The 20,749-nt window shown below is 55.7% G+C and carries 27 protein-coding genes; 14 read left to right on the forward strand and 13 right to left on the reverse strand.

What is annotated here, in order from left to right; genetic code table 11:
• The first annotated feature begins 67 nt into the window (after positions 1-67).
• Positions 68-1,924, forward strand: a complete 1,857-nt coding sequence (locus MVC73_RS00355; RefSeq protein WP_297506016.1) for a glycogen debranching N-terminal domain-containing protein — start codon at positions 68-70, stop codon at positions 1,922-1,924.
• Positions 1,911-2,819 carry a glycoside hydrolase family 130 protein gene (locus MVC73_RS00360; RefSeq protein ID WP_297505997.1) on the forward strand — a complete coding sequence of 303 codons (909 nt, stop codon included), beginning with the start codon at positions 1,911-1,913 and terminating at the stop codon, positions 2,817-2,819. Before MVC73_RS00355 ends, MVC73_RS00360 begins: the two co-directional genes overlap by 14 nt.
• On the opposite strand, the gene MVC73_RS00365 is transcribed toward MVC73_RS00360, so the two are convergent.
• Together MVC73_RS00365 and MVC73_RS00370 are read right to left on the reverse strand one after the other, a co-directional pair.
• Entirely contained in the window at positions 2,802-3,470 is a 669-nt protein-coding gene (locus MVC73_RS00365) for a TIGR00703 family protein (RefSeq protein WP_297505998.1), read from the reverse strand. The genes MVC73_RS00360 and MVC73_RS00365 overlap by 18 nt on opposite strands.
• A 37-nt stretch (positions 3,471-3,507) precedes the next feature.
• Entirely contained in the window at positions 3,508-3,933 is a 426-nt protein-coding gene (locus tag MVC73_RS00370) for a DUF371 domain-containing protein (RefSeq protein WP_297505999.1), read from the reverse strand.
• 114 nt (positions 3,934-4,047) lie between these two features.
• Here MVC73_RS00370 and MVC73_RS00375 point away from each other — a divergent pair, with 114 nt between their 5' ends.
• Positions 4,048-4,251, forward strand: a complete 204-nt coding sequence (locus MVC73_RS00375) for a 30S ribosomal protein S17e (protein ID WP_011251242.1) — start codon at positions 4,048-4,050, stop codon at positions 4,249-4,251.
• A gap of 27 nt (positions 4,252-4,278) precedes the next feature.
• On the opposite strand, the gene MVC73_RS00380 is transcribed toward MVC73_RS00375, so the two are convergent.
• Positions 4,279-4,875: an ArsR family transcriptional regulator gene (locus tag MVC73_RS00380; RefSeq protein ID WP_297506000.1), complete on the reverse strand. Its 597-nt coding sequence runs from the start codon at positions 4,873-4,875 to the stop codon at positions 4,279-4,281.
• Positions 4,876-4,979: 104 nt separating this feature from the next.
• Between MVC73_RS00380 and thrC the strand changes: the two genes are divergently transcribed.
• Complete coding sequence (thrC, locus tag MVC73_RS00385; RefSeq protein ID WP_297506001.1) at positions 4,980-6,161, forward strand: threonine synthase; 1,182 nt, start codon at positions 4,980-4,982, stop codon at positions 6,159-6,161.
• Here thrC and MVC73_RS00390 read toward each other — a convergent pair.
• A complete protein-coding gene (locus MVC73_RS00390; RefSeq protein WP_297506017.1) occupies positions 6,141-6,719 on the reverse strand; it encodes a thymidine kinase in 579 nt (192 codons plus the stop codon). The genes thrC and MVC73_RS00390 overlap by 21 nt on opposite strands.
• A gap of 99 nt (positions 6,720-6,818) precedes the next feature.
• A complete protein-coding gene (gene rbcL / locus MVC73_RS00395; RefSeq protein WP_297506002.1) occupies positions 6,819-8,153 on the reverse strand; it encodes a type III ribulose-bisphosphate carboxylase in 1,335 nt (444 codons plus the stop codon).
• A gap of 352 nt (positions 8,154-8,505) precedes the next feature.
• Between rbcL and hpkB the strand changes: the two genes are divergently transcribed.
• A complete protein-coding gene (gene hpkB / locus MVC73_RS00400) occupies positions 8,506-8,709 on the forward strand; it encodes an archaeal histone HpkB (RefSeq protein ID WP_011251239.1) in 204 nt (67 codons plus the stop codon).
• 25 nt (positions 8,710-8,734) lie between these two features.
• On the opposite strand, the gene MVC73_RS00405 is transcribed toward hpkB, so the two are convergent.
• From MVC73_RS00405 to MVC73_RS00415, 3 genes are read right to left on the reverse strand one after another with little or no spacing between them, the layout of a single operon-like run.
• A complete protein-coding gene (locus MVC73_RS00405) occupies positions 8,735-9,229 on the reverse strand; it encodes a metallophosphoesterase (protein ID WP_297506018.1) in 495 nt (164 codons plus the stop codon).
• Between the two features lie 9 nt (positions 9,230-9,238).
• Positions 9,239-10,156 (reverse strand): transcription initiation factor IIB, encoded by a 918-nt coding sequence (locus tag MVC73_RS00410; RefSeq protein WP_297506003.1) that lies wholly within the window; start codon positions 10,154-10,156, stop codon positions 9,239-9,241.
• Positions 10,153-10,464 carry a Gar1/Naf1 family protein gene (locus MVC73_RS00415; RefSeq protein ID WP_297506004.1) on the reverse strand — a complete coding sequence of 104 codons (312 nt, stop codon included), beginning with the start codon at positions 10,462-10,464 and terminating at the stop codon, positions 10,153-10,155. The genes MVC73_RS00410 and MVC73_RS00415 overlap by 4 nt, the downstream gene beginning before the upstream one ends.
• A gap of 123 nt (positions 10,465-10,587) precedes the next feature.
• Here MVC73_RS00415 and MVC73_RS00420 point away from each other — a divergent pair, with 123 nt between their 5' ends.
• The 3 genes from MVC73_RS00420 to MVC73_RS00430 all read left to right on the forward strand — a co-directional run bounded on the left by MVC73_RS00420 (position 10,588) and on the right by MVC73_RS00430 (position 12,353).
• A complete protein-coding gene (locus MVC73_RS00420; protein ID WP_297506005.1) occupies positions 10,588-11,415 on the forward strand; it encodes a carbohydrate kinase in 828 nt (275 codons plus the stop codon).
• Between the two features lie 78 nt (positions 11,416-11,493).
• On the forward strand, positions 11,494-12,000 hold the full coding sequence (locus tag MVC73_RS00425) for an NUDIX hydrolase (protein WP_297506006.1): 507 nt from the start codon (positions 11,494-11,496) through the stop codon (positions 11,998-12,000).
• On the forward strand, positions 11,997-12,353 hold the full coding sequence (locus tag MVC73_RS00430) for an Mth938-like domain-containing protein (RefSeq protein ID WP_297506007.1): 357 nt from the start codon (positions 11,997-11,999) through the stop codon (positions 12,351-12,353). The genes MVC73_RS00425 and MVC73_RS00430 overlap by 4 nt, the downstream gene beginning before the upstream one ends.
• On the opposite strand, the gene MVC73_RS00435 is transcribed toward MVC73_RS00430, so the two are convergent.
• Positions 12,343-13,026: a TIGR00289 family protein gene (locus tag MVC73_RS00435; protein ID WP_297506019.1), complete on the reverse strand. Its 684-nt coding sequence runs from the start codon at positions 13,024-13,026 to the stop codon at positions 12,343-12,345. The genes MVC73_RS00430 and MVC73_RS00435 overlap by 11 nt on opposite strands.
• A gap of 98 nt (positions 13,027-13,124) precedes the next feature.
• On the opposite strand from MVC73_RS00435, the gene MVC73_RS00440 reads away from it, so the two are divergent.
• From MVC73_RS00440 to MVC73_RS00465, 6 genes are read left to right on the forward strand one after another with little or no spacing between them, the layout of a single operon-like run.
• Positions 13,125-14,423, forward strand: a complete 1,299-nt coding sequence (locus MVC73_RS00440; protein WP_297506020.1) for a bifunctional L-myo-inositol-1-phosphate cytidylyltransferase/CDP-L-myo-inositol myo-inositolphosphotransferase — start codon at positions 13,125-13,127, stop codon at positions 14,421-14,423.
• 41 nt (positions 14,424-14,464) lie between these two features.
• Positions 14,465-15,613, forward strand: coding sequence for an inositol-3-phosphate synthase (locus MVC73_RS00445; protein WP_297506008.1), 1,149 nt, complete (start codon positions 14,465-14,467; stop codon positions 15,611-15,613).
• Positions 15,614-15,659: 46 nt separating this feature from the next.
• Positions 15,660-16,259, forward strand: coding sequence for a DUF4443 domain-containing protein (locus MVC73_RS00450; RefSeq protein ID WP_297506021.1), 600 nt, complete (start codon positions 15,660-15,662; stop codon positions 16,257-16,259).
• Positions 16,260-16,263: 4 nt separating this feature from the next.
• Entirely contained in the window at positions 16,264-16,899 is a 636-nt protein-coding gene (gene pyrF, locus MVC73_RS00455; protein WP_297506009.1) for an orotidine-5'-phosphate decarboxylase, read from the forward strand.
• Positions 16,890-17,408 carry an RNA-binding protein gene (locus MVC73_RS00460; RefSeq protein ID WP_297506010.1) on the forward strand — a complete coding sequence of 173 codons (519 nt, stop codon included), beginning with the start codon at positions 16,890-16,892 and terminating at the stop codon, positions 17,406-17,408. The genes pyrF and MVC73_RS00460 overlap by 10 nt, the downstream gene beginning before the upstream one ends.
• A 1-nt stretch (position 17,409) precedes the next feature.
• On the forward strand, positions 17,410-17,850 hold the full coding sequence (locus MVC73_RS00465; protein WP_297506011.1) for an FAD synthase: 441 nt from the start codon (positions 17,410-17,412) through the stop codon (positions 17,848-17,850).
• Positions 17,851-17,881: 31 nt separating this feature from the next.
• Here the strand turns inward: MVC73_RS00465 and MVC73_RS00470 are convergent, their stop codons facing one another.
• From MVC73_RS00470 to MVC73_RS00485, 4 genes are read right to left on the reverse strand one after another with little or no spacing between them, the layout of a single operon-like run.
• Complete coding sequence (locus MVC73_RS00470; RefSeq protein WP_297506012.1) at positions 17,882-18,202, reverse strand: CopG family transcriptional regulator; 321 nt, start codon at positions 18,200-18,202, stop codon at positions 17,882-17,884.
• Positions 18,189-18,959, reverse strand: a complete 771-nt coding sequence (locus MVC73_RS00475; RefSeq protein WP_297506013.1) for a ParA family protein — start codon at positions 18,957-18,959, stop codon at positions 18,189-18,191. The genes MVC73_RS00470 and MVC73_RS00475 overlap by 14 nt, the downstream gene beginning before the upstream one ends.
• Positions 18,960-18,984: 25 nt before the next feature.
• Positions 18,985-20,208, reverse strand: a complete 1,224-nt coding sequence (gene ftsZ, locus MVC73_RS00480) for a cell division protein FtsZ (RefSeq protein ID WP_297506014.1) — start codon at positions 20,206-20,208, stop codon at positions 18,985-18,987.
• Between the two features lie 41 nt (positions 20,209-20,249).
• On the reverse strand, positions 20,250-20,441 hold the full coding sequence (locus MVC73_RS00485; RefSeq protein WP_297506015.1) for a ribbon-helix-helix domain-containing protein: 192 nt from the start codon (positions 20,439-20,441) through the stop codon (positions 20,250-20,252).
• Between the last annotated feature and the right edge of the window lie 308 nt (positions 20,442-20,749).

Below are 20,749 nucleotides of genomic sequence, written 5' to 3' on the forward strand. Positions count from 1 at the left end.
CTCTGGGGGGTTAAGGCGGTCAACCTTGCCGAGAAATCAGAGGTCAGGCTCATCACCGGTGAGTAGAATGCGCGTGACCCTCTCGAACAACGGGGCCTTCGCCCTGACCGACGAGGAGGGTAACATGACCGGGAAGTACCACGGCTTCTACTACCTCGACACGCGCTTCGTAAGGAGGGCAATCCTCCGCGTGAAGCCCGAGCCGGAGTTCATCGGCGCCTCCTCGACCTTCAGGGAAGGGGTTTCGTACTTCTCAATCGGGGATGAGGGAATCCTCGTAAGGAGGAGAACCCTCGACGGCTCCTACTCCGAGGAGCTCTCCATCTACAACGCCTCGGGTGAACCGCTAAGCGTTGAGGTTCTCTACACCTACGAAGCAGTTATAGAGGACATCTTCCAGGTCAGGGGCTTCATGGGGCTCAGGGAAGGGATCGCCCTTCGGGGGGAGGGCTTCTACTCCCGGGGGAGTGAGAGGGAGGAGCGAACGCTGAGGGTCGAGAGCAACTTCACGAGGGAAGGGGAGAACCTCAGAGCCGGGATCGAAATCCCGCCCGGGGGGAAGGGGGAACTGTTCATCCGATTCGTTCCCGGCATAAGCGGGAAGGCCTCGGAAATAGTGAGCGAAGAGCAGATAACCCTCGAAAACACTGTCTTTACAGGCTCAACAGCTCTCAACGGGGTCTTTGAGAGGGCCCTTGAAAACCTGAGGGCCTTAACGCTCTCAACTGTATATGGCCCGGTGCCCCTCGCTGGAATTCCATACTTCGCCTGCCCCTTCGGGAGGGACGCGATAGTAACATCTCTCTTCCTCCTCCCCCACTACCCCGACTACGCGAGGGGGACGCTCAGGCTGTTCGCATCTATTCAGGGGGAGAAGTACGACCCGAAGAGCGAGGAGGAGCCCGGGAAGATCCCCCACGAGTTCCGCCTCGGGGAGCTGGCCCAGTCGGGAAAGGTTCCCTTCGGGCCCTACTACGGCACGGTTGATGCTACACCGCTCTACGTGGCCTTGGCGGGAGAATATCTCCGTTGGAGCGGGGATGAAAAGCTGATAGACGAGCTCCGACCCAATGTCACGAGGGCCGTCGAGTGGATTCTGAGGAACCTTGAGGATGGCTACATAACCTACGTCCCGGGCATACTCGGGAACAAGGGGTGGAAGGACTCCAGGGACGCGATAGTTGACGAGAGCGGAAAGCCGGCCAAACCGCCGATAGCGCTCGTCGAGGTTCAGGGCTACGCCTACTGGGCGCTGAAGCTTGCCGGGGAGCTCGGGCTTACCAACCTTGATTCAAAGACGCTCCTCGGAGAGGCTGAGAAGCTGAGGAAGAGGTTCAACCGCGACTTCTGGGTGGATGGCTACTACGCCTTGGCTCTGGATGGAGACGGAAAAGCACTCCGCGTCGTTTCCTCCAACATGGGGCACCTTCTACTCACCGGAATAGCGGAACACGGGGAGGAGATAGCCGAGAGGCTTTTCAAGCCCGATATGCTCTCAAGGCACGGGATAAGGACGCTGAGCTCTAAAGAGAAGGCCTACAACCCCTTCAGCTACCACCGCGGAAGCGTGTGGCCCCACGACAACGCGCTGATAGCTCTGGGCCTTGCGAGGATCGGGAGGACAGACCTCGCGAAGGAACTCGCCGAGAGGATTTTTGAAACGGCCAAGCTCATGCCCGAGAAAGAACTCCCAGAGCTCTACGGCGGGCTGGACGAGCTCGTGCCCGTTCCCAGGGCAAACTCACCGCAGGCCTGGAGCGCCGCGAGCGTCTTCGCCTTCGTCACGGCCTCTCTGGGCATGGAGGCCGGGGAGCAATTAACGGTCCAGCCGGCTGAGGGCGTGAACTTCCTCGTCAGGGTGACCTTCAGGGGACGGGGGTACATGATAAGGGCAAACGGGGGAATCGAGGTTGGGCTCCTCTGAGCTTTCCCTCTCCTTCAGGAAGCTCTCAAAACCTGTTCTCTCGCCGTCTAAAGATGGCTTTGACTCAAAGAACACCTACAACCCGGCCGTAATCTCCAGGAGGGAGGCATTCGTCATGCTCTACCGGGCCGAGGCTAAGGGGGATAAGATTACCGGGAGAATTGGACTTGCCCTGAGCGAAGACGGGATTAACTTCGTCAGGCATCCAGAACCGGTTATGGAGCCCGAATACCGCTGGGAGGGGGCTGGAGTGGAGGACCCGAGGGTCGTGAAGGTTGGAAATACCTACTACATGACCTACACCGGTTACGACGGGAAAACCGCGAGGCTCTGTGTTGCGACCTCAAAGAACCTCCTCAACTGGAAGAAGCACGGGGTAGTCTTTGACGAGTTCCCCTTCGAGAAGAACGGAAGGCCCAACTGGACGAAGAGCGGGGCGGTTCTGACGGAAAAGATGAAGTCGGGGGCCTTCAAGGGCAGATACATCATGTACTTCGGGGATTCAAACATCTGGCTGGCCCACTCAAAGGACTTGCTCCACTGGGAGTACGAGGCAAAGCCAGTCCTGACTCCTAGGGGCCATCTCGTCGAGCCCGGCCCGCCTCCCGTGCTCACGGATGAGGGGATACTCCTCATACACAACGAGGCCTTCTGGAGGGATGAAGGGCTGACCTACACCGTTCAGGTGGCGCTCTTCGATAGGGAAGACCCGGGGAAGCTGCTCTGGAGGAGCGAAAAGCCCATACTTGAGCCAGAATTTGAGTGGGAGCGAAAGGGCTGGGTTGACAACGTGGTCTTCGCGGAATCCCTGGTTGAAAAAGATGGGAGGGAATACCTCTACTACGGCGGGGCCGACAGGTACGTTGGACTCGCAACCTCAGTCGAGCATCGCTAGAACCTTATCGACCTCGTTCGAGACCTCGACGTCGAAGAGGTGTATCGTCGGCAAAAGCCACCAGAGGCGGTACTGGTGGGCCTTGTCTTCCTCGCCGAAGTACTGGAAGACGAACCTGCCGAAGCCCGTCATGTCACGGTGTACGTCCCTGACCTCCCTGAGAACCCTCCTCACCTTCGGCGGATACTCTTCGTAGGGAAGCGGAATGCTCTTCACGAAGACCCTGTCCTTGAAGAAGTCCGTTGTTAGGCCCACGCTCCCAACGTGCCTCTCCAGCTGGTTGAACTTCCTCTCTGTCCAGAAGCGGTGGAGGATTATCCTCGGGTCTTCCTTCGCCAGCGGGAAGTTCTCTTCTTCGGTGTCGAGCCAGAACTCAAGGTAGGGCTGGCCCCTCTCTATGACTATCCTCGCCAAAAGCCTGGCGTTCTTTGGTATCTCCCTCTGGGTTTCGCTGATGTGGTACTCCCTGCCGTTCTCGCTGTAGGTTTCGCCCTCTTCTCTCGTTCCGGCCTTCGAGACGAAGTAAGCCTCCCTTCCGTCAATGGTTCCGAGGTGCAGGTCGTAGCCCCAGGCCTTCAAATCCTTGAACCTGAACCTCCTTTCAGCCGGGACTATTCCGGTGTTCTCGACTATGTAGTAGCCTTCGAGCATTTTTCCCCACCAAAAGTTATTAAAAGGACGGGAACTTTTAAAGGTTTTCATCGATTACCAGCTCAACCTCGGCCACGGTCTCCGGGTTCCTGAGGAGCTCCACAATGAGCCTGTCTATGTCCCTGGCCGCTTTGTTGGCCCTCACCGCGAGGGTCCTGGCGTCTATGTAGGTGCTCTTCCTCACAACCATCGAGTGCTCGTGGTCGAGGATTAAGCGTGGATCTCCGTAGGCGATGACCTCATCAACAAACCCGCCGACCTTAATCCTGACGATGAGCCTTTTCCCCTCCCTAAGGGCCCGCTTGAAGTCCTCGCTCAGGTCTTTCAGGGACTTATCGGCTGAAACGCAGAGTATGCAGTCCCCCCTTGGCGTGAGGTAGTCCTCCTTCGTGAACTCCAGCGTCGATTTGTGGGTTGCCCTGACGTTCTCGTGCCCCCTGCAGTGGATTACCTCCCTCAGCATGGTGGTCGTTGGGAGGTGGCCTTTATAAACTTCGGCCCCGGGCGGGAAAACTTTTAAAAGGGCTCCCCTGATGTGAGATACGGCTGTCAGGGTCAAGATGATGAGGTGATGGGAATGGGGAACATAAAGCAGACCTTCATTAAGAGAACCGCCCGCGAGCTCTTTGACAGGTATCCGGACAAGTTCACGAGGGATTTTGAGCACAACAAGAAGATGGTCGCCGAGCTCACCAACGTCACTAGCAAGACCATCAGGAACAGGATTGCAGGTTACATAACAAGGCTCGTGAGGATGAAGGAAGAGGGCAAGATACTTTAATCCCCTCTACCTTCTCTCAGCGACTTCCTAAAAGCCCTCTAAGTCCTCTATGATTTTTCTCGGCAGTCTCGGGCCAAACTCGCGGAGGAGCTTTTCGAGTTCCCTCTCGTTCTCTTGGGCAACCCTTCTCAGCAGGTTCTCGATGTAGGTCTCGACCAGCAGACGAACCTCTTCAAGCTCCTGCTTCATCCTGAGAGCCTCATCAACGCGCCTCTCTATCTCCTCAAGAAAGCTGAGCAGTTCGTCTATCTTGGTCTCGATCGGTTCGGTTGACTTTATCAGCTCCCTGGCCTGGGCGTATTCCTCCGTCTTTCTTGGTTGCTTCGGCTCGTACATCTCCGTTCCGAAGGAGTAAGGCGTGAGAAGAACCTCCAGTCTGAAGCCACGCTTTATGGTGTAGTACTTCCTGGGCCTTCCCCTCGGTATCTTCTCTACCCTGCCCTCTATCAGGCCCGCCCTCTCAAGTATCCTCAGGTGCTCCAGTACAGCTTTCTGGCCAACGCCAAGCTCCTGGCTCAGCTCGCTGACGAAATAAGGCCTCCGGGTGAGAAGGAGGAGTATCCTTCGCCTTGTCTCGTTGCCGAGTATGTCGAGGAGTTTTCCCATCTCTGGATTTGACTCCATGCTCTCACCCCCTTTCCCTAACTTAAAGTTAGAAAAGAAGCTTTTAAACCTTTTTCGGTCTAGCTTCGATAGAAGTAGTTGGAGAACACAGAATGGTGGTAAGGATGTTTGAGAAGAAGCTCGTCTGCACCAGATGCGGTGCCGAATACCCCCTTGCCTCGGGCATTTACAAGTGCCCCAAGTGTGGAGCGCCCCTCGACGTAACCTACCATTACGAGGACATAGCCAACCTCATAGAGGACGACGACCCCTGGTTCAGGGAGAGCCCCCACGTCTGGAAGTACTGGATGTTCCTGCCGGTCAAGAACCTCAAGAGAATAGTCACCCTCAACGAAGGGGGCACAAGGCTCTACAGGCTCAAACGCCTTGAGGAAAAGCTCGGCTTTGGAAGGCTCTACGTGAAGTACGAGGGAGAAAACCCAACCGGAGCCTTCAAGGACAGGGGTTCCAGCGTGGAGGTGACCAAGGCCTTAGAATTCCACGCGAAAAGGCTGATAGTCGCCTCGACCGGGAACATGGCGGCATCGATAAGCGCCTACGGTGCAAAGGCCGGACTGGAGGTTACGATAGTCGTCCCCGAGGGGACGCCGGAGGAGAAGCTCACCCAGGCGAGGGTTTACGGTGCTAAGGTCGAGGTCTATGGAAAGACATACGACGAGGCCCTGGCAGAGGCAGAGAGGAAGGCCGTGGAGGAGGACTACTACCTCACGGGCAACTACCACTACCGCGTCGAGGGGCAGAAGACGACGGCCTTTGAAATCCTCGACCAGCTCCGCTACAACGTCCCTGACTGGATAGTGGTGCCCGTTGGTGCGGGAACCCACCTGAGGGCGATATGGAAGGGCGTTAAGGAGTTCCACCGCGTCGGCCTCATAGAGGAGCTCCCCAAAATCGCGGGGGCCCAGATTGAGGGCTACGACTCCGTAGTGAGGGCGTGGAAGACGGGGAAGCCGGTGGAGAAGGTAGAGAAGAAGGTTCCGACGATAGCGAGCGCCATAGCCGTCAAGAAGCCCGTCGATGGTGAGAACGTCATAAAGGCCGTAAACGAGAGCGGGGGCCACCTGGGAACGGTTACCAACGCGGAAACAGCGGAGGCCGGCCTGATGCTTGGAAGGGAGGGAATCTTCGTCGAGCCGTCCTCGGCAACATCCCTAGCGCTGGCCAGAAAGATGCGCGAGGAGGGGGTAATAGAGAAGGACGAGAGCGTCGTTGTCGTGGCCACAGGGCACGGGCTCAAGGATGTGAAGACCTGGGAGCGGATACTCTCAGGGAACTTCGTGGTGTAGCCTGCACCGGGCCTCGTAGCTCTCGCTCCCGCCCACCAGAACTACCGGGGAATCGCGTGGGGCGGGCTTTCCGTTTATCAGCCTCTGGCTCCTCGTTGCGGGCCTTCCGCAGACCGTGCAGACGGCTGTGAGGTAAACTATGTTATCAGCCCTGACCAAGAGCTCCTTCATAACCGGGAAGGGGTCCCCCTTGAAGTCGAGGTTGAGACCGCTGACTATGACGTAAACCCCCTCGTCGGCCAGTCCGTTCAAGGCCTCGACGATGCTCATCGGGAAGAACTGAGCCTCATCCACTCCAATGACCTCGTAGCCCTCTTTCAGGGTGACCTCGCGTATCAGCTCCACGCCCTCCTCGCTGGTTGGAACTACGAAGGCCCTGTACTTCAGGCCGTTGTGGGCAACTACGTCGCTCCTCGAATACCTGTCGTCTATCGAGGGCTTGAATATCGCGACCTTCCTCTTGGCGAAGGCCTGTCGCTCGACCCTCTTTATCAGCTCGGTCGTCTTTCCCGCGAACATGGGGCCAGTTATGACCTCAAGGAACCCTCCCGGATGCATTACCACAACACCATATCCGGGTGGAAATGTGGAGTTAAATCACCTCCGGATAAAAAGTTGGCGGGGAGACAACAAAAGCCGAAAAAAGATGGAGAAAGGTCAGACGGGGGTAACGTGGCCCCACTTTTCAAGAGCGCGAGCGAGCTCTTTATGGGTTTTCGCGTACTCGTCGAGTGGTATTCCCTGCATTATGGCATCTATGGCCTGCCTGACCGCCATTGCCCCGGCCCTCGGCCCATCCGGGTGGCCCATCGTTCCGCCGCCGAGCTGCAGAACTATGTCCTTTCCGAGGGCCTCTATAACCGGCTCGATGTTGCCCGGGTGGAGACCACCCGAGCTGGTCGGGAAGACCGGCTTCATGTGGTAGAACTTCTGCTCCATGTGGAAGACATCGTTCTCGTCGGGAACGTAGTGGCTCTCGGTGATTATCCTCTTGTACTGGATGACCTCCCACTTGCCGCCCTCAAGCTTTCCTGCACCAGCTGTGCCGACGTGGAGCTGGTCAACGCCAACAACCCTAGCCAGCTTCGCTATGACGAACATCGAGATGCCGTGATAGGGGTTCCTGTCGAAGGCAGCGTGCATCGCCCTGTGGGCGTGCAGAGCTATGCCATAGTCTTCAGCGAGAGCCCTTATGTAGTCGAGAACGCCCCATCCGAGGACGACGATGTCTATCATGGCATGAGGAACCCCGTAGTCGGCGAGTATCTCAAGCCTACGCTCCATCTCGGTTATCGGGGCGGTTATGTTGGCGAACCAGGTTTTCTTCTCGCCGGTCTCGTTCTCGGCCTTCTCCATGGCCCTGGTGACGACCTCAACGCGCTCCTCGAAGCGGTTGTACCATGGACTGGTAAGGTTCTCGTCGTCCTTGAGGTAATCTGCCCCACCGGTGTAAAGGTCTAGAGCGAGCTTATAGAGCTCCTCGGGGGAGTAGCCCACCTTAGGCTTCGGAACAACACCGTAGAGGGGTCTGTCGTAGATTTCAAGCTTCTTCCTCACCCCCTCGATGCCGAAGGCCGGTCCGGGGTAGTCCCTGAGGAACTTCTCGGGGAGGTAGATATCCTCAAGGCGAAGCCACTCAACGCGCTTCATCCCGAAGATGTTGCCCGCTACACTCGCGAGGAAGCCGGGCATGTTGAAGTCCTCGAAGATGTGGAATGGATAGGCAATTCTCACAATCCAGCTGCCGTCGCCCATGTCAACGAAGTCGTAGGCCTTGGCCGACATGTCGGCCCATCTCTCCCTCTCGTACCACTCGTAGAGGGTCGTCCACGTCCCTGTTGAGCTCTCCGCTGCTACAGCACCGGCCGCCTGCTCAATCGTGTAGCCCTTTGCTGGTGTAACGCGGAAAACAGCCACCACGTCCCTCTTTCTGTTGGGCTCGTAGCCCTTATCGACGTAGTAGTCGTATATCTTGTCAAACTTCTCAACCATTTTCAACACCTCCTGGTGCCTAAAGTGTTCACCATTACCCTATAAAAACCCTCCTGGAAAAACATGCCCATTTCTACCGATTTGAATGCAGAGATGTCCACCAATTCTGGGACAGGATAAAACCCAGGTGGGACATCGGGAACCTTTCAGTGCTCTCTCCAATCTCGGTGGGGGAGTTATTGTTTCTGCATAAAGCCCAAAGATGGCCGGTTGCCGGCCAGTTCTCGACGATCGACTGAAAACCGGGTCAAAATCAGGCTCTAAAGCCTTCTTTTCCGAAAAGTTTATATAGGCCTTTGTGCTTAGTTTAAAACGCAGAAACCTGCAAAACAACAGGATGGAGGTGTTGTGAATGGCCGAGCTCCCGATTGCCCCGGTTGACAGGCTTATAAGGAAGGCCGGCGCCGCCCGCGTTAGCGAGGAGGCAGCCAAGGTCCTTGCCGAGCACCTTGAGGAGAAGGCCCTTGAGATCGCCAAGAAGGCTGTCGCCCTCGCCCAGCACGCCGGCAGGAAGACCGTCAAGGCCGAGGACATAAAGCTTGCCATCAAGAGCTGATGGCTCTCTTTTCTGCCTTTTAGCTTTACCAGAACTTTATTCTCTCCACCCGGATGCTTTCTCCGCCCACTTCGAGGAAAGCAAAGCCCGCCGAGTCCATTCTGGGAAAAGTTGGTGAGCCCGGGTTCAGGAGAACAACCTTCCGGCCGTGAAGAGAGTAGGAGTCGTGGTAAAACCTGTGAGTGTGGCCGAAGATCAGGACGTTGGCATTCATATCGAGGGCCTTGAGCGTCAGAAACTGGGCGTTGAGCGAGAAAAACTGGTGGCCGTGGATGAGGCCTATCCTGAAGTTCCCAGCTTCAACGACTTCCTCCTCGGGAAGGTTCAGGTAATCGGCATTCCCCCTGACGGCCACTGTTGGGGCTATTCTCTCGAGCACCTCAAGGAGCTCCGGAGATGTAACATCCCCAGCGTGGAGTATGAGGTCGGGCCCTCTCTTTTCAAGCTCGTTCAAAAGAAGAGACGGGAGGTTGCTTGTCTTGTCGCCGTAATGGGTGTCGCTCGTTACCGCTATCAGCAAGCCCATCCCTCATATCGGGACGTTTATGCCGAGCTTCTCGACGAGCTCTTTATACCTGTTCCTCACCGTTACCTCGGTAACGTGAGCCACCTCGGCAACTTCCCTCTGGGTCTTCTTCTCGCCTTCGAGGAGGGAAGCCACGTAGAGAGCTGCCGCAGCCAGCCCGGTCGGACCTTTACCGCTCGTTATCCCCCTCTTTATCGCCTCGCGGAGGATTTCCTTTGCCCTTTCCTTCGTATTGGAACTGACCCCGAGGGCATCGCCGAAGCGGTCAACGTACTCTATTGGACTGGTCGGGCGGAGGTTGAGGTTAAGACCCCTCGCGAGGAAACGGTAGCTCCTGCCGATTTCCTTCTTCGAGACCTTAGAGACTGCCGCTATCTCGTCGAGTGTCCTCGGGATGCCCTCCATCCTGCAGGCGGCGTAGAGGGCAGCGGAGACCATTCCCTCTATAGACCTGCCACGGATGAGCTTCTTCATGACAGCCTTTCTGTAGAGGGAAGCGGCGACTTCCTTAACACGCCTCGGCAGGCGCATCTGCGCCGCCATCCTGTCGAGCTCGCTCAGTGCAAAGGCGAGGTTCCTCTCGGCGGCATCGTTTATGCGCATCCTCCTCTGCCACATTCGGAGTCGTCTGAGCTTTGTTCTGTACATGCCGGTTATCTGGTTGCCGTGTATGTCTTTATCGCGCCAGTCTATATCGGTTGAGAGACCCTTGTCGTGTATCATGAGGGTCATCGGTGCGCCTGTTCTTGCGCGCCTTGCCCTCTGATCAGGGTCGAAGGCCCTCCACTCGGGCCCCTCATCCACAACGTTCTCCTCAATAACGTAACCACACCTGGCACAAACTATCTCGCCCCTACGCGGGTCGTATATAAACTCGGTTGACCCGCATATGGGACAAACCCTCTTCTGAATAGCTCTCACCCCCTCCTCTTGGGGGCGGGGCGTCTCTTCCCGGCCTTCCTGCCGGGAGACCTTCTGGCCTTACCACTCCTCTCGCCCTTCTTCCTTCGGTCAACGTAGAGAAGAGCGCCAACGTACCTCTCCGGGTTCTTAACACGGGGTTTCACGGCAACATAGGGATGATTGACGGGACCAAAAACATCCTTCACTACCCCAACGTGTTTCAGCTCCTTGTCAACAACGGGGTCGTTGAGTGAGGGAACCCAGTCACTCCTGACGATGAGGAAGCCCTGTTTAGCGTAGTGAGAAACCTTACCGAGGCGCTTCATAGCCCCACCCCAAAACCATGCCTACTTATAAGCCTTTCGCTTTTTTGCCTTAAAAACCTTTCGGTTATTGTGGAAAGGTTTTTAATGGAAGGAATCTAAAAACAAAAGATTGGGATACCAAAAATGAAATGCCTCGTGGTCGGGCACGTCACCCGGGACGTAATAAGGAAAGGCTCGAAGGTCGAGGAGAGACTCGGTGGTGGCGCCTACTATTCTGCCCTCGCCCTCAGCAGGTTCTGCACAGTCGAAATTCTGACGAGCTTTTCTTCCCTGCCGGAGGAGTGGATAGAAGAGCTGAAGAGGATAGGAAAGCTGAGGGTTGTCCAATCGGACTCAACGACGACCTATGAGCTGACCTACACTTCCCCCTCCGAGAGAACCCTGAGACTCCTCGAAAGGGCCGGGGAGATAGGTTCGCTCCCCGCGGAGAAGTACGAGCTGATACTCATCAACCCCGTCGCCAGCGAAGTGCCCCCACATCTGGTGGGCGAAGCGCTGAAGAGGGGTAAGCTCGTTGCGGTTGATGCTCAGGGCTTTCTCAGAACATTTAGGGATGGAGAGGTTGTTCTCAGGAAGCTCGATGCGTCCTTCCTGAAGGGCGTTGGCGTTCTGCACGCGGAGAAGGGGGAACTGAAGCAGTTGAATGGCCTTTCCCTCGGGGATGTTGAGTCCCTCCTGATCACTGACGGCCCAAGGCCGGGGATTGCCCACCACCGTGGAAGGGCCTACCGCTTCCATCCGGTGAAGGTTGAGGTCGAGGAATCCACCGGGGCGGGGGATGTTTTCCTCGCGTCCTTCTCCGGGTTTTACCTCCAGTGTCCCTTCGTCCAGTCCCTCAAGAGGGCGCTGGCCTTCACGGCGCTCTTCCTTGAGAGGCGCTCCATCGACTTCCCGATGGAAGATGTAGGCAGGCTGTCGCTTGAGGCAAAGGTTGAGCATATAAAGGGTTGAGGGTAAGATAGAGTAACCGATGATGAAACGTCAGCACGCTGAAGGCTGATGAGAAGGGACTTCCCTGAGGTGGTGTGAATGGACCGGTACGTTCTGCTCGTCAAGGCTCCCAAGGGTAAAGACATATCCGCCTTCCGCGAGAAGGTGAGGGAGCTGGCCGAGAGCGAGGGCCTCAAGGCGGAACTCCACAGGTGCATAGGTCTTACTGTTGACGGAGTGATAATCCACAACAACGGCGTCGTCCTCATAAAGCGCAGAAACGAGCCCTTCAAGGGGAGATACGCCCTCCCGGGGGGTTTCGTTGAGTACGGCGAGAGCGTTGAGGAGGCACTTAGGAGGGAGATGAAGGAAGAAACAGGCCTCGACGTTATCCCGGTAAAGCTCGTTGGCGTCTATTCGAGGCCCGACAGGGATCCGAGGGGACACACAGTTACGGTGGCTTTCCTCTGCATTGGGATGGGCCAGCTGAAAGCAGGGGATGACGCAAAAGAAGTCCACGTTGTTCCGGTGGAGGAGGCGTTGAGGATGGAGCTGGCCTTCGACCACTCCGAGATACTGAGGGACGCCCTCGGGGTGGGAAGATGAAGCTCGAATACCCGGGCTTTGGGAGGATAGCAATCAACGGTGAGACCTACGAGCACGACGTGGTGGTTTATCCGAGCGGGAAAGTCGAGGAGAGGAAGAAGTGGATAAGCAAGAGAAAGCACGGAACCAGCCACAGGATCGACCCGAAGGAGCTGAGGGAATACCTGAAGGAGGACTTCGACGTTCTTATCGTCGGCACTGGTTTCTACGGCTACCTCTCCCTACTGCCCGAGAGCAGGGAGCTCGTGAGGGAGAAAGACGTCATAGAGCTTCCAACGAAAGAGGCCGTGGAGAAGTTCAACGAACTGGTGGGAAAGAAAAGGGTTCTGGGGATATTCCACGTTACCTGCTGAGTTTCGGTTCAAGATGGGCCCTCTTAACCTCCAGAACGCCCGAGTAACTGCACTCGTCCCACTTCTTCTCCACTTCGTCAAAGACTATCCTGGCTTTGAAAAACGGCGCATCCCTCACGAAGGTCTCGAATTCCCCACCCTCGCCGGCGACGTGGATTCTGTACTTCTCGTGGAGCTTTATCAGTTCATCAAGGGCTTCCTCGTCTATCCTCCTGCCGAGCCAGCTCTGGTCAAGGCCGTAGGCGGCGGTGCCAACTATCACAACGTCGAAGATGCCCACTATCTCCCTCATGTAATCAACCGGGTCGCGGTGCCAGGCCGGGGCGAAGCTCCTCAATCCCAGCTCTTTAGCCACTCTATCAACCCTCTTCTTCTGGTATTCACTCGCCAAAGCTCCAGCGACGATGGCATCTACATTCAGCCCCTCAAGGACCGCCTTCATGTCTTCAACCTCTTTCTCCTTCTCACCGCTCGTAAAGCCCTTGACGAGGGGGATTCCTATTGCCTTCGCCTGCAACTCGGTGAGGTGTATGTTGGGGACGTGGTACATATAGCTCTCCTCGCTCTCGCTCACCATGCTTACCAGATACTTGACCTCAAACCCCTGCTTCAGCGCCCAGTAGAGGGCGTAGTTCGAGTCCTTCCCGCCGGAGTACAGGACAGCAACTCGCATCTCCACCACCGAAAACTTTAAATTACCTAAAGTTAATTTAATCTTGGACTTCTCCCCGAGGTTCCAAAGCCACAAAGGGCCTTAAAAAGGTGATGCCAATGGTTCCCAAAACGGCAGTAATACTGGCAGCTGGCCTCGGGACGAGGCTCGGCGGAAAGCCCAAGGGACTCATCAGAATAGCCGGGAGGGAGGTTCTTTACAGGACGATAACGCTTCTCCAGCGGAACGGTGTAAGGAACTTCGTGATAGTAACCAACGAGCGCTACGCTCCGCTATACCGCGAATTTCTGGAAAAACACGGCTTCGATGCGGAGCTCGTAATTAACCCAGAGCCCGAGAAGGGGAACGGGCACTCCCTCCATCTCGCTGGAGAAAAAGTTTCAGGAAGGTTCATTCTGGTTATGAGCGACCACGTTTACAGCGATGCCTTCGTTGAGAGGGCGGTAAAGGGAAACGGCCTCATCGCGGACAGAAAGCCGGGATGGATTGACATCAATGAAGCCACGAAGGTAAGGGTAAGAGATAGCCACGTTGAGGACATCGGGAAGGGGCTTAAAGAATGGGACGCAGTGGACACTGGTTTCTTCGTCCTTGATGAGAATATCTTTAAGGTAACCAAAGAGCTAGAGCGCGAAAAGAAAGGAGATTATTCCCTCAGCGAGGTCGTTGAAAGGGCAAAGCTTCCAGTAACTTTCGTTGATGGGCTCGGCTGGACGGACGTTGACACGCCGGAAGACGTCAAGAAGGCAAGGAAGATGCTCGTCAAGACCGCTGTGAAGGGAACCGGTGATGGTTTCATCAGCAGGCACCTGAACAGAAAAATCTCGACCGAGATAAGCTCCCTTATCGTTGAGTGGGTAAGTCCAAACGCGATGACAGCTTTCACATTCCTCCTCGGCCTCCTCTCGGCAATCTTAACCCTCGCTAGCCCTCTCCTAGCTGGAATACTCTATCAGGTAAGCTCAATCCTCGACGGCGTTGACGGCGAGCTGGCGAGGGGCCAGCTGAGGACGAGCAAACTCGGCGGTTACATTGACTCGGTCCTCGACCGCTACGTTGACGGGAGCTTTCTGGCCCTTCTAGCGTATTCCACACTAAAGGAACCGCTCTGGTACGCCGTTGCCCTTTTAGCTCTCCTCGGCTCGGTGATGGTCAGCTATTCAACAGAGCGCTTCAGGGGGGCCTTCTGCAGGGATGCCTACACCGAGGTGCCTTCCCTCAGGAAACTGCCGGGAAAGAGGGACGAGCGGGTCTTCATGACTATGCTCTTCCTCCTGTATCCGGTTCAGACCTCTATAAGGGCCCTGTTCCTGTTGCTCGCACTTATAACGAACCTTCGCGTTGCCCTTACAACGTATTTCATTTCCAAGAAAGTTTTGCGATCGAAAACTATTTAACTGCTGTGAAATATCTTACAGCAACAAAGGAGGTGGAGAAGATGGTTAGGGTGGTTATACTCGGACAGGGCTATGTCGCAAGCATATTCGCGAGCGGGCTGGAGAAGATAAAGGCAGGGAAGATGGAGCCCTACGGCGTTCCCCTCGCGGACGAGCTCCCGATAAAGATAAAGGACATCGAGGTAGTGGGTTCTTACGACGTTGACAAAGCGAAGGTTGGAAAGGACCTCTATGAAGTTGTCAAGAACTACGACCCAGAGGCCCCGGAGAGCCTCAGGGGGATAATCATAAGGAAGGGCGTCCACCTTGGAAGTCTGAGGAACCTCCCGCTCGAAGCGACTGGCCTTGACGACGAGATGACTCTCAGCGAGGCAGTTGAAAAGCTCGTCAACGAATGGAAGGAGCTCAAACCAGATGTCTTCGTCAACGTCTGCACCACCGAGGCATTTGTTCCCTTCGAGAACAGGGAGGAGCTTGAGAAGGCAATTGAGGAGAACAGGAAAGAGAGGGTTACCGCGACGCAGGTTTACGTTTATGCGGCGGCAAAGTATGCTAAGGAGGTTGGAGGAGCGGCCTTCGTAAACGCCATTCCGACCCTTATAGCCAATGACCCGGCCTTTGTCGAGCTCGCGAAGGAGAGCAACCTCGTTATCTTCGGCGACGATGGAGCAACCGGTGCAACGCCGCTGACAGCTGACATACTCAGCCACCTCGCCCAGAGGAACCGTTACGTCCTCGACATAGCCCAGTTCAACATCGGCGGAAACCAGGACTTCCTCGCTTTGACGGACAAAGAGAGAAACAAGAGCAAGGAGTTCACGAAGTCGAGCGTAGTTGAAGACCTCCTCGGCTACAACGCCCCGCACTACATAAAGCCGACGGGCTTCCTTGAGCCTCTGGGAGACAAGAAGTTCATAGCGATGCACATCGAGTACGTTTCCTTCAACGGTGCCCACGACGAGCTCGTCATCACCGGAAGGATAAACGACAGCCCGGCTTTAGCGGGTCTCCTAGTTGACCTCGTCAGGTTAGGAAAGATCGCCGTTGACAGGAAGGAGTTCGGAACGGTTTACGAGGTCAACGCCTTCTACATGAAGAACCCCGGACCCAAGGAGGCCAAAAACATACCGCGCATAATAGCCCACGAGAAGATGCGCATATGGGCCGGGCTCAAGCCAAGGTGGCTCTGACGGCAAGCTTTTAATTACCTTTTCCTATTCTTCTTGGTGGGTGAGAATGAGCTGGAAGAGGGGGGCCTATCCTGAGTTCACGCTTGAGGACGCGGTGGCCGTTATTTTCCTTCTCCAGAACCCCGTTGGCAGGAAGACCATCTCCGAGATACTTGAGCTCGGGGAGGGGAGCGTTAGAACCCTTCTGAGAAAGCTCTCCGCCCTCGGCCTTATAGAGTCCAGCCAGAGGGGGCATGCCCTAAGCGGTAAGGGAAAGGAAACCGTTGAGAAAATCTCCGAACACTTCTCGGAGGCAGTTGAAGTTGGAAATGTCGAGGGAAAGCCAGCATATGCACTGCTCGTTAGAAACCCCGGGGAGTTCAAGAGCATAGAGCTCCGCGATGAGGCGATAAGGTTCCACGCGAGGGGCGCGCTCCTTCTCGTGGTCAGGGAGGGGAAGGCCGTCTTCCCCGAGGACGGGAGGCCCTTAAGCGAGACGATGCCCGAGCTAGCGGGGGAACTTGAGAAACTGCCCCTCGAAGAGGGAGACCTTGTGGTGGTTACGTGGGCGGATACCCCGGCGAAGGCCCTGAAGAGCACCTACCACGTCGCCCTGTTCCTGAAGGGAGAGGAACTCCCGGAGGAGATAAAATCGCTCGTGAGGTGAAAGCGTGAGGGGGCTCATTCTTGCTTTGGACGTCTACGATAGGGATAGGGCACTTGAGATAGCCGAGTGCACCGCTGACTACCTCTGGGCTGTGAAGGTGAACTGGCCTTTGATAATCGGCTCCGGCCTTAAAATAATCACCGAGCTGAAGCAGGTAACGGGACTGCCTATTATAGCCGACCTAAAGCTCGCTGACATACCCAACACAAACCGCCTCGTAGCCAGAAGGGTCTTTGATGCGGGGGCTGACTACATAATAGCCCACGGCTTCACCGGCAGGGACAGCGTTAAGGCCGTCATGGAGCTTGGGGAGACGATAATCGTCGTGGAGATGAGCCATCCCGGAGCTAAGGAGTTTATCCAGCCTGTAACGGATGGACTCATCGAGATGGCCAACGAGCTTGAGCCCTTCGGGGTTATAGCGCCTGCAACGAGGCCCGAGCGTATCAGGTATATCCGATCGAAGCTCAAGGACAACATCAAAGTTATAACCCCCGGAGTCGGGGCTCAGGGTGGAAAAGCAGGCGATGCCATAAGGGCCGGCGCGGACTACATCATCGTCGGGCGCGCGATTTACGAAAGTGAGAACCCGAGGGAGAGCGCAAGGGAGATTTTTGAGGAGGTGAGAGCGTGGAGCTGAAGGTCAAGCACCCTCTCAGCAAGAAGGAGATAAAGGAGATAATCCGGGAGATGAGCGAGATATTCGGGGAGGAGATAGCGGGAAAGATGCTGAGCAAAAAGGACAGGGTGGAAATAGCAGAGTTCGACAAAACGACCGAGATAATACTCGTGAACGGGAGGCCCTTCTTCATAAGGAGGAAGGAACTGGTCTTCCCGCTCGTCATAGCGCTCTACGAGCTGTCCAACGAAGAGGATTTAAGAAAGTGGCCGAGGCGCGTGGTCGTTGACGAGGGTGCCGTTCCCTACATCCTCAACGGGGCGGATGTGATGGCCGCTGGCATAGTAGATGCCGACGAAAATATTAAGGAGGGTGACTTCGTCTTCGTGGTTGAGGAGAACTACGGAAGACCACTTGCGATAGGAATCGCCCTCATGAGCGGAAAGGCCATGAAGGAGAAACCCAAGGGGAAGGCCGTTAAGAACATCCACCACGCGAAGGACAAAATCTGGCAGGTCACGGTGGGTTGAGATGGAGAAGAAGATTAGAGTCCTCGTCGGTGGGGTCTTTGACATACTCCACGTCGGCCACATCCACTTCTTAAAGCAGGCGAAAGAACTCGGCGACGAGCTGGTCGTGATAGTTGCCCACGATGAGACCGTTAGAAAGCAGAAGCACAGGGACCCCATAAACCCGGCCGAGGACAGGGCCGAACTGCTGAGGGCCATAAGGTACGTGGACGAGGTTTACATCGGCTCGCCCGGAACGATAGACTTCAACCTCGTGAAGAGGATAAACCCCGACGTCATAGCCGTCGGCCCAGACCAGAGCTTCAACTGCGAGAAGCTGAAGGAGGAGCTGAAGGCAAACGGGATAGAGGCACACGTCATACGCATCCCCTACCTCTACAAGAGCGACCGCGCGAAGACGAGCAAGATAATAGAGAAAATAGTGGAGACCTACTGCGAGTGATTAAACCCCTTATTGGAGCGCTTGATTTGAGTCAAAGCCTGAACTTTGAGAGGTATTCGCGCAGGAACTCCGGGTCTTCCCTCTTGACGGCGCTGAGGAGCTCCCCGAACTTCTTCTCGCCGAGGGCCATGCGGAGGTAGTAGTAGAGGTTAACCGCGTCCTCGACTATGGCGCTCTGCCTCCTCCCCTCCTCGGCGTAGAGCTCTATGAGCTTCCTGTTCATGTCCCTGCTTATGTATAGAGTTTTCTGCATCTTCTCCTTCTTGAGGGACTTCCTCTCGGCTTTGGGCTTGGGCTTCGTCAGCTCGTCTATCGAGCCGTCAAAAAGCCGGGGGAGTTTATCCTTCGACAATCTCGACCACCTCTTTAGCCAGCTTTTGAAAGGCCTTGGCGGCGCGACTCTTCCCATCGAACTCGAATATGCTCTTCCCCTCGCTCTGGGCTTTTTCGATGGCTATGGCCCTCGGTATGGTCGTGAGTATCGGTGCATCCGGATAGGTCGCCTTCAGCTCCTTCAGGCGGAGCCTGGGAACCTTCGTCTGCCTCGTGAACTTGTTTGGAACGAGCCCGAGAAGCTTGAGGTTCTCGTTGGTCTCCTCGCGTATCATCCTCATGAGGTTGAACATGAGCTGCATTCCAATGACGCCGAAGTAGCTGAGTTCCAGCGGAATGAGCACGTAATCCGAAGCGGTCAGCGAGTTGACGAGGAATATGCCCATGCTCGGCGGGTTGTCGATGATGACGTAGTCGTACTCGGGGAGAACCGGGAGCAGTGCTTTTTCCAGGCGTCTTTCGCGGTTGTAGGCGTTTATTATCTCGATTTCCCTTGCCGAAAGGTTGAGGTGGCTCGGAACCAGGTCGAGGTTCTCCCTAACCCTGATCCTGCTCTCCTCTATCTCGCTCTCCCTCGTCATCAGCGTCCCAACGTTCCTGTCGGCGTAGTCGAGAACCTTCATCCCTATGAGGCCGAAGGTGAGGTTGAACTGGGGGTCGATATCTACCAGAAGAACCCTCCTCCCCATCTCCGCGAGGGCGTAGCCGAGGTTCATGGCTAGGGTCGTCTTGCCCACGCCACCCTTCTGATTCGCAACGCTTATTACCACTGCCATCCCTTTCACCGCAAAAAATTTGGGATCAGGAGAGGTCTATGAAGTCGTCAAAGATATGACTCGGATAACGGCTCTCGGACTTTCTCTCGAACTTTCTGGAGATGGTCTTGTAGACGGGATCATCGAAGTTGCCGAATGACCTCTTGGGTTCCGGTGGCAGGAAGGCCTTCTTGGGGGCCAGCTGGAGTGCCGTTTCTCCTCCGAGGATGTGGGGACTCTTGACGCCGGTCATTATCACCATGGCGCGGACGACTTTGCCCATGTCCTCATCGACCCTTGCGCCCCACTTTATCTCGCTCTTCTCTCCCAGCTTCTCGTAAACGAGGTTCATCGCGTCGTTTATCTCCTTCAGGCTGACGTCAGGTCCAACAGTGAAGTGAACGAGAGCTTTCTCACCGCTGCCGTACTCGACCTCAAGCATCTTGTTTTCGAGGGCGTTCCTGACAGCATCGACGGCCCTGTTGCTGGAGTCGCTCTCACCGATTCCGATGAGTGCCGCTCCGCCGTTGTGCATGACGCTGTAGACGTCGGCAAAGTCTATGTTGACCATCGAGGGAAGCTTTATGGTCTCGGTTATCCCCTTGACCATCCTAGCAATGATCTCGTCGGCAAAGCGGAAGGCAGCGTTTATCGGGAGCTTTGGAACGAGCTGGAGGAGCTTGTCGTTCTCGATTATTATAACGGTGTCAGAGTAGTACATCAGGGCCTTTATTCCCGCCCTAGCCTTCTCCTCCCTCAGCTTGCCCTCGTTCTTGAAGGGGAACGTGACAACGCTTACAACTAGAGGCTCCCTGAAGCGACCGTTGTGTCTCGCCCTCTCCTTGACAACCCTGGCAACAACGGGCGCTGCACCTGTACCTGTTCCGTTGCCCATACCGGCGGTAATGAAGACAAGGTCAGCGTCCCCTATGGTCTCGGCTATCTCGTGGGCGCTTGCCTCCGCGGCGCGATAGCCTATCTCAGGGTCACCCCCAGAACCCTTTCCCTGCGTTATCTCCTTTCCAATGAGGAGCTTTTTGTGGGCCTTGGCGTATTTAAGGGCCTGAGCGTCGGTGTTCATGGCTATGAGTTCCGCCCCCTGGACGCCAAGCTCGTAGAGCCTCGTTATAGTGTTATTACCGGAGCCGCCAACGCCAACGATAACGATGCGTATTAAGTCCTCCTCCTCGTCAAAGCCCTTCTTGAACCCTTCCCTTGGCTCGTCAATGTCGAGGTTGATACCGGCCTGTTCAAGCAGTTTGAACACCATTATCCCTACCCCCTGTAAAGGTGCGGCTTATTTAATCCGGTTTATTTTATCACGTAATCGGGAGCGGAACGCTCCTTGGACTCAAGACGGTAGAGCTCCCTCTTCAGGAGCTCCCGTATTGCCTCCCTGATTATCTCGCTTCTGTTGGGGTAAACACCCATTTTAACGAGCTGGTCCATAGCGTTTATGAGCCCCTGCGGGAGCTGGACACTAACGATTCGCATTCTGCTCATTCCTGCACCACCTAGTCCATCAAGCCGCTGATGTAGTTAGTGTTTTACCCAGTTAAATACTTTGTGCCTGTGTTTTAATATTATAATAATATCTTTTTCAAAAATTTTTTGAAAAATGCTTTTAAGACGGAGGTCGAAGTGGAAACGGTGAGACAAAATGCTGAAAATTGGGGATATTTACGTAACAAGAGTTCAGGTTGATAACCCGGAAGGGATTACAGATTACCTCGGGGGAGACCTTCAGGTGGTCGCCTTTGACTGCTGGAGACCAGTGGCCTTCTCGGCAATACTCGCGAAGAGGGCCTTTA

It is taken from the genome of Thermococcus sp. (assembly GCF_027052235.1).
Lineage (GTDB): Archaea > Methanobacteriota_B > Thermococci > Thermococcales > Thermococcaceae > Thermococcus.

Excerpts from the sequence above, each read along its gene's own strand:
- MVC73_RS00390 (WP_297506017.1), bottom strand. The coding sequence starts at position 6,719 with ATGCATCCGGGAGGGTTCCTTGAGGTCATAACTGGCCCCATGTTCGCG.
- MVC73_RS00435 (WP_297506019.1), bottom strand. The coding sequence starts at position 13,026 with ATGCGAGTTGCTGTCCTGTACTCCGGCGGGAAGGACTCGAACTACGCC.
- MVC73_RS00365 (WP_297505998.1), bottom strand. The coding sequence starts at position 3,470 with ATGCTCGAAGGCTACTACATAGTCGAGAACACCGGAATAGTCCCGGCT.
- hpkB (WP_011251239.1), top strand. The coding sequence starts at position 8,506 with ATGGCCGAGCTCCCGATTGCCCCGGTTGACAGGCTTATAAGGAAGGCC.
- ftsZ (WP_297506014.1), bottom strand. The coding sequence starts at position 20,208 with ATGGTGTTCAAACTGCTTGAACAGGCCGGTATCAACCTCGACATTGAC.
- MVC73_RS00375 (WP_011251242.1), top strand. The coding sequence starts at position 4,048 with ATGGGGAACATAAAGCAGACCTTCATTAAGAGAACCGCCCGCGAGCTC.
- MVC73_RS00415 (WP_297506004.1), bottom strand. The coding sequence starts at position 10,464 with ATGAAGCGCCTCGGTAAGGTTTCTCACTACGCTAAACAGGGCTTCCTC.
- MVC73_RS00445 (WP_297506008.1), top strand. The coding sequence starts at position 14,465 with ATGGTTAGGGTGGTTATACTCGGACAGGGCTATGTCGCAAGCATATTC.
- MVC73_RS00370 (WP_297505999.1), bottom strand. The coding sequence starts at position 3,933 with ATGCTGAGGGAGGTAATCCACTGCAGGGGGCACGAGAACGTCAGGGCA.
- MVC73_RS00485 (WP_297506015.1), bottom strand. The coding sequence starts at position 20,441 with ATGAGCAGAATGCGAATCGTTAGTGTCCAGCTCCCGCAGGGGCTCATA.
- MVC73_RS00430 (WP_297506007.1), top strand. The coding sequence starts at position 11,997 with ATGAAGCTCGAATACCCGGGCTTTGGGAGGATAGCAATCAACGGTGAG.
- MVC73_RS00420 (WP_297506005.1), top strand. The coding sequence starts at position 10,588 with ATGAAATGCCTCGTGGTCGGGCACGTCACCCGGGACGTAATAAGGAAA.
- MVC73_RS00465 (WP_297506011.1), top strand. The coding sequence starts at position 17,410 with ATGGAGAAGAAGATTAGAGTCCTCGTCGGTGGGGTCTTTGACATACTC.
- rbcL (WP_297506002.1), bottom strand. The coding sequence starts at position 8,153 with ATGGTTGAGAAGTTTGACAAGATATACGACTACTACGTCGATAAGGGC.
- MVC73_RS00425 (WP_297506006.1), top strand. The coding sequence starts at position 11,494 with ATGGACCGGTACGTTCTGCTCGTCAAGGCTCCCAAGGGTAAAGACATA.
- MVC73_RS00355 (WP_297506016.1), top strand. The coding sequence starts at position 68 with ATGCGCGTGACCCTCTCGAACAACGGGGCCTTCGCCCTGACCGACGAG.
- MVC73_RS00440 (WP_297506020.1), top strand. The coding sequence starts at position 13,125 with ATGGTTCCCAAAACGGCAGTAATACTGGCAGCTGGCCTCGGGACGAGG.
- thrC (WP_297506001.1), top strand. The coding sequence starts at position 4,980 with ATGTTTGAGAAGAAGCTCGTCTGCACCAGATGCGGTGCCGAATACCCC.
- MVC73_RS00475 (WP_297506013.1), bottom strand. The coding sequence starts at position 18,959 with ATGGCAGTGGTAATAAGCGTTGCGAATCAGAAGGGTGGCGTGGGCAAG.
- MVC73_RS00380 (WP_297506000.1), bottom strand. The coding sequence starts at position 4,875 with ATGGAGTCAAATCCAGAGATGGGAAAACTCCTCGACATACTCGGCAAC.
- MVC73_RS00450 (WP_297506021.1), top strand. The coding sequence starts at position 15,660 with ATGAGCTGGAAGAGGGGGGCCTATCCTGAGTTCACGCTTGAGGACGCG.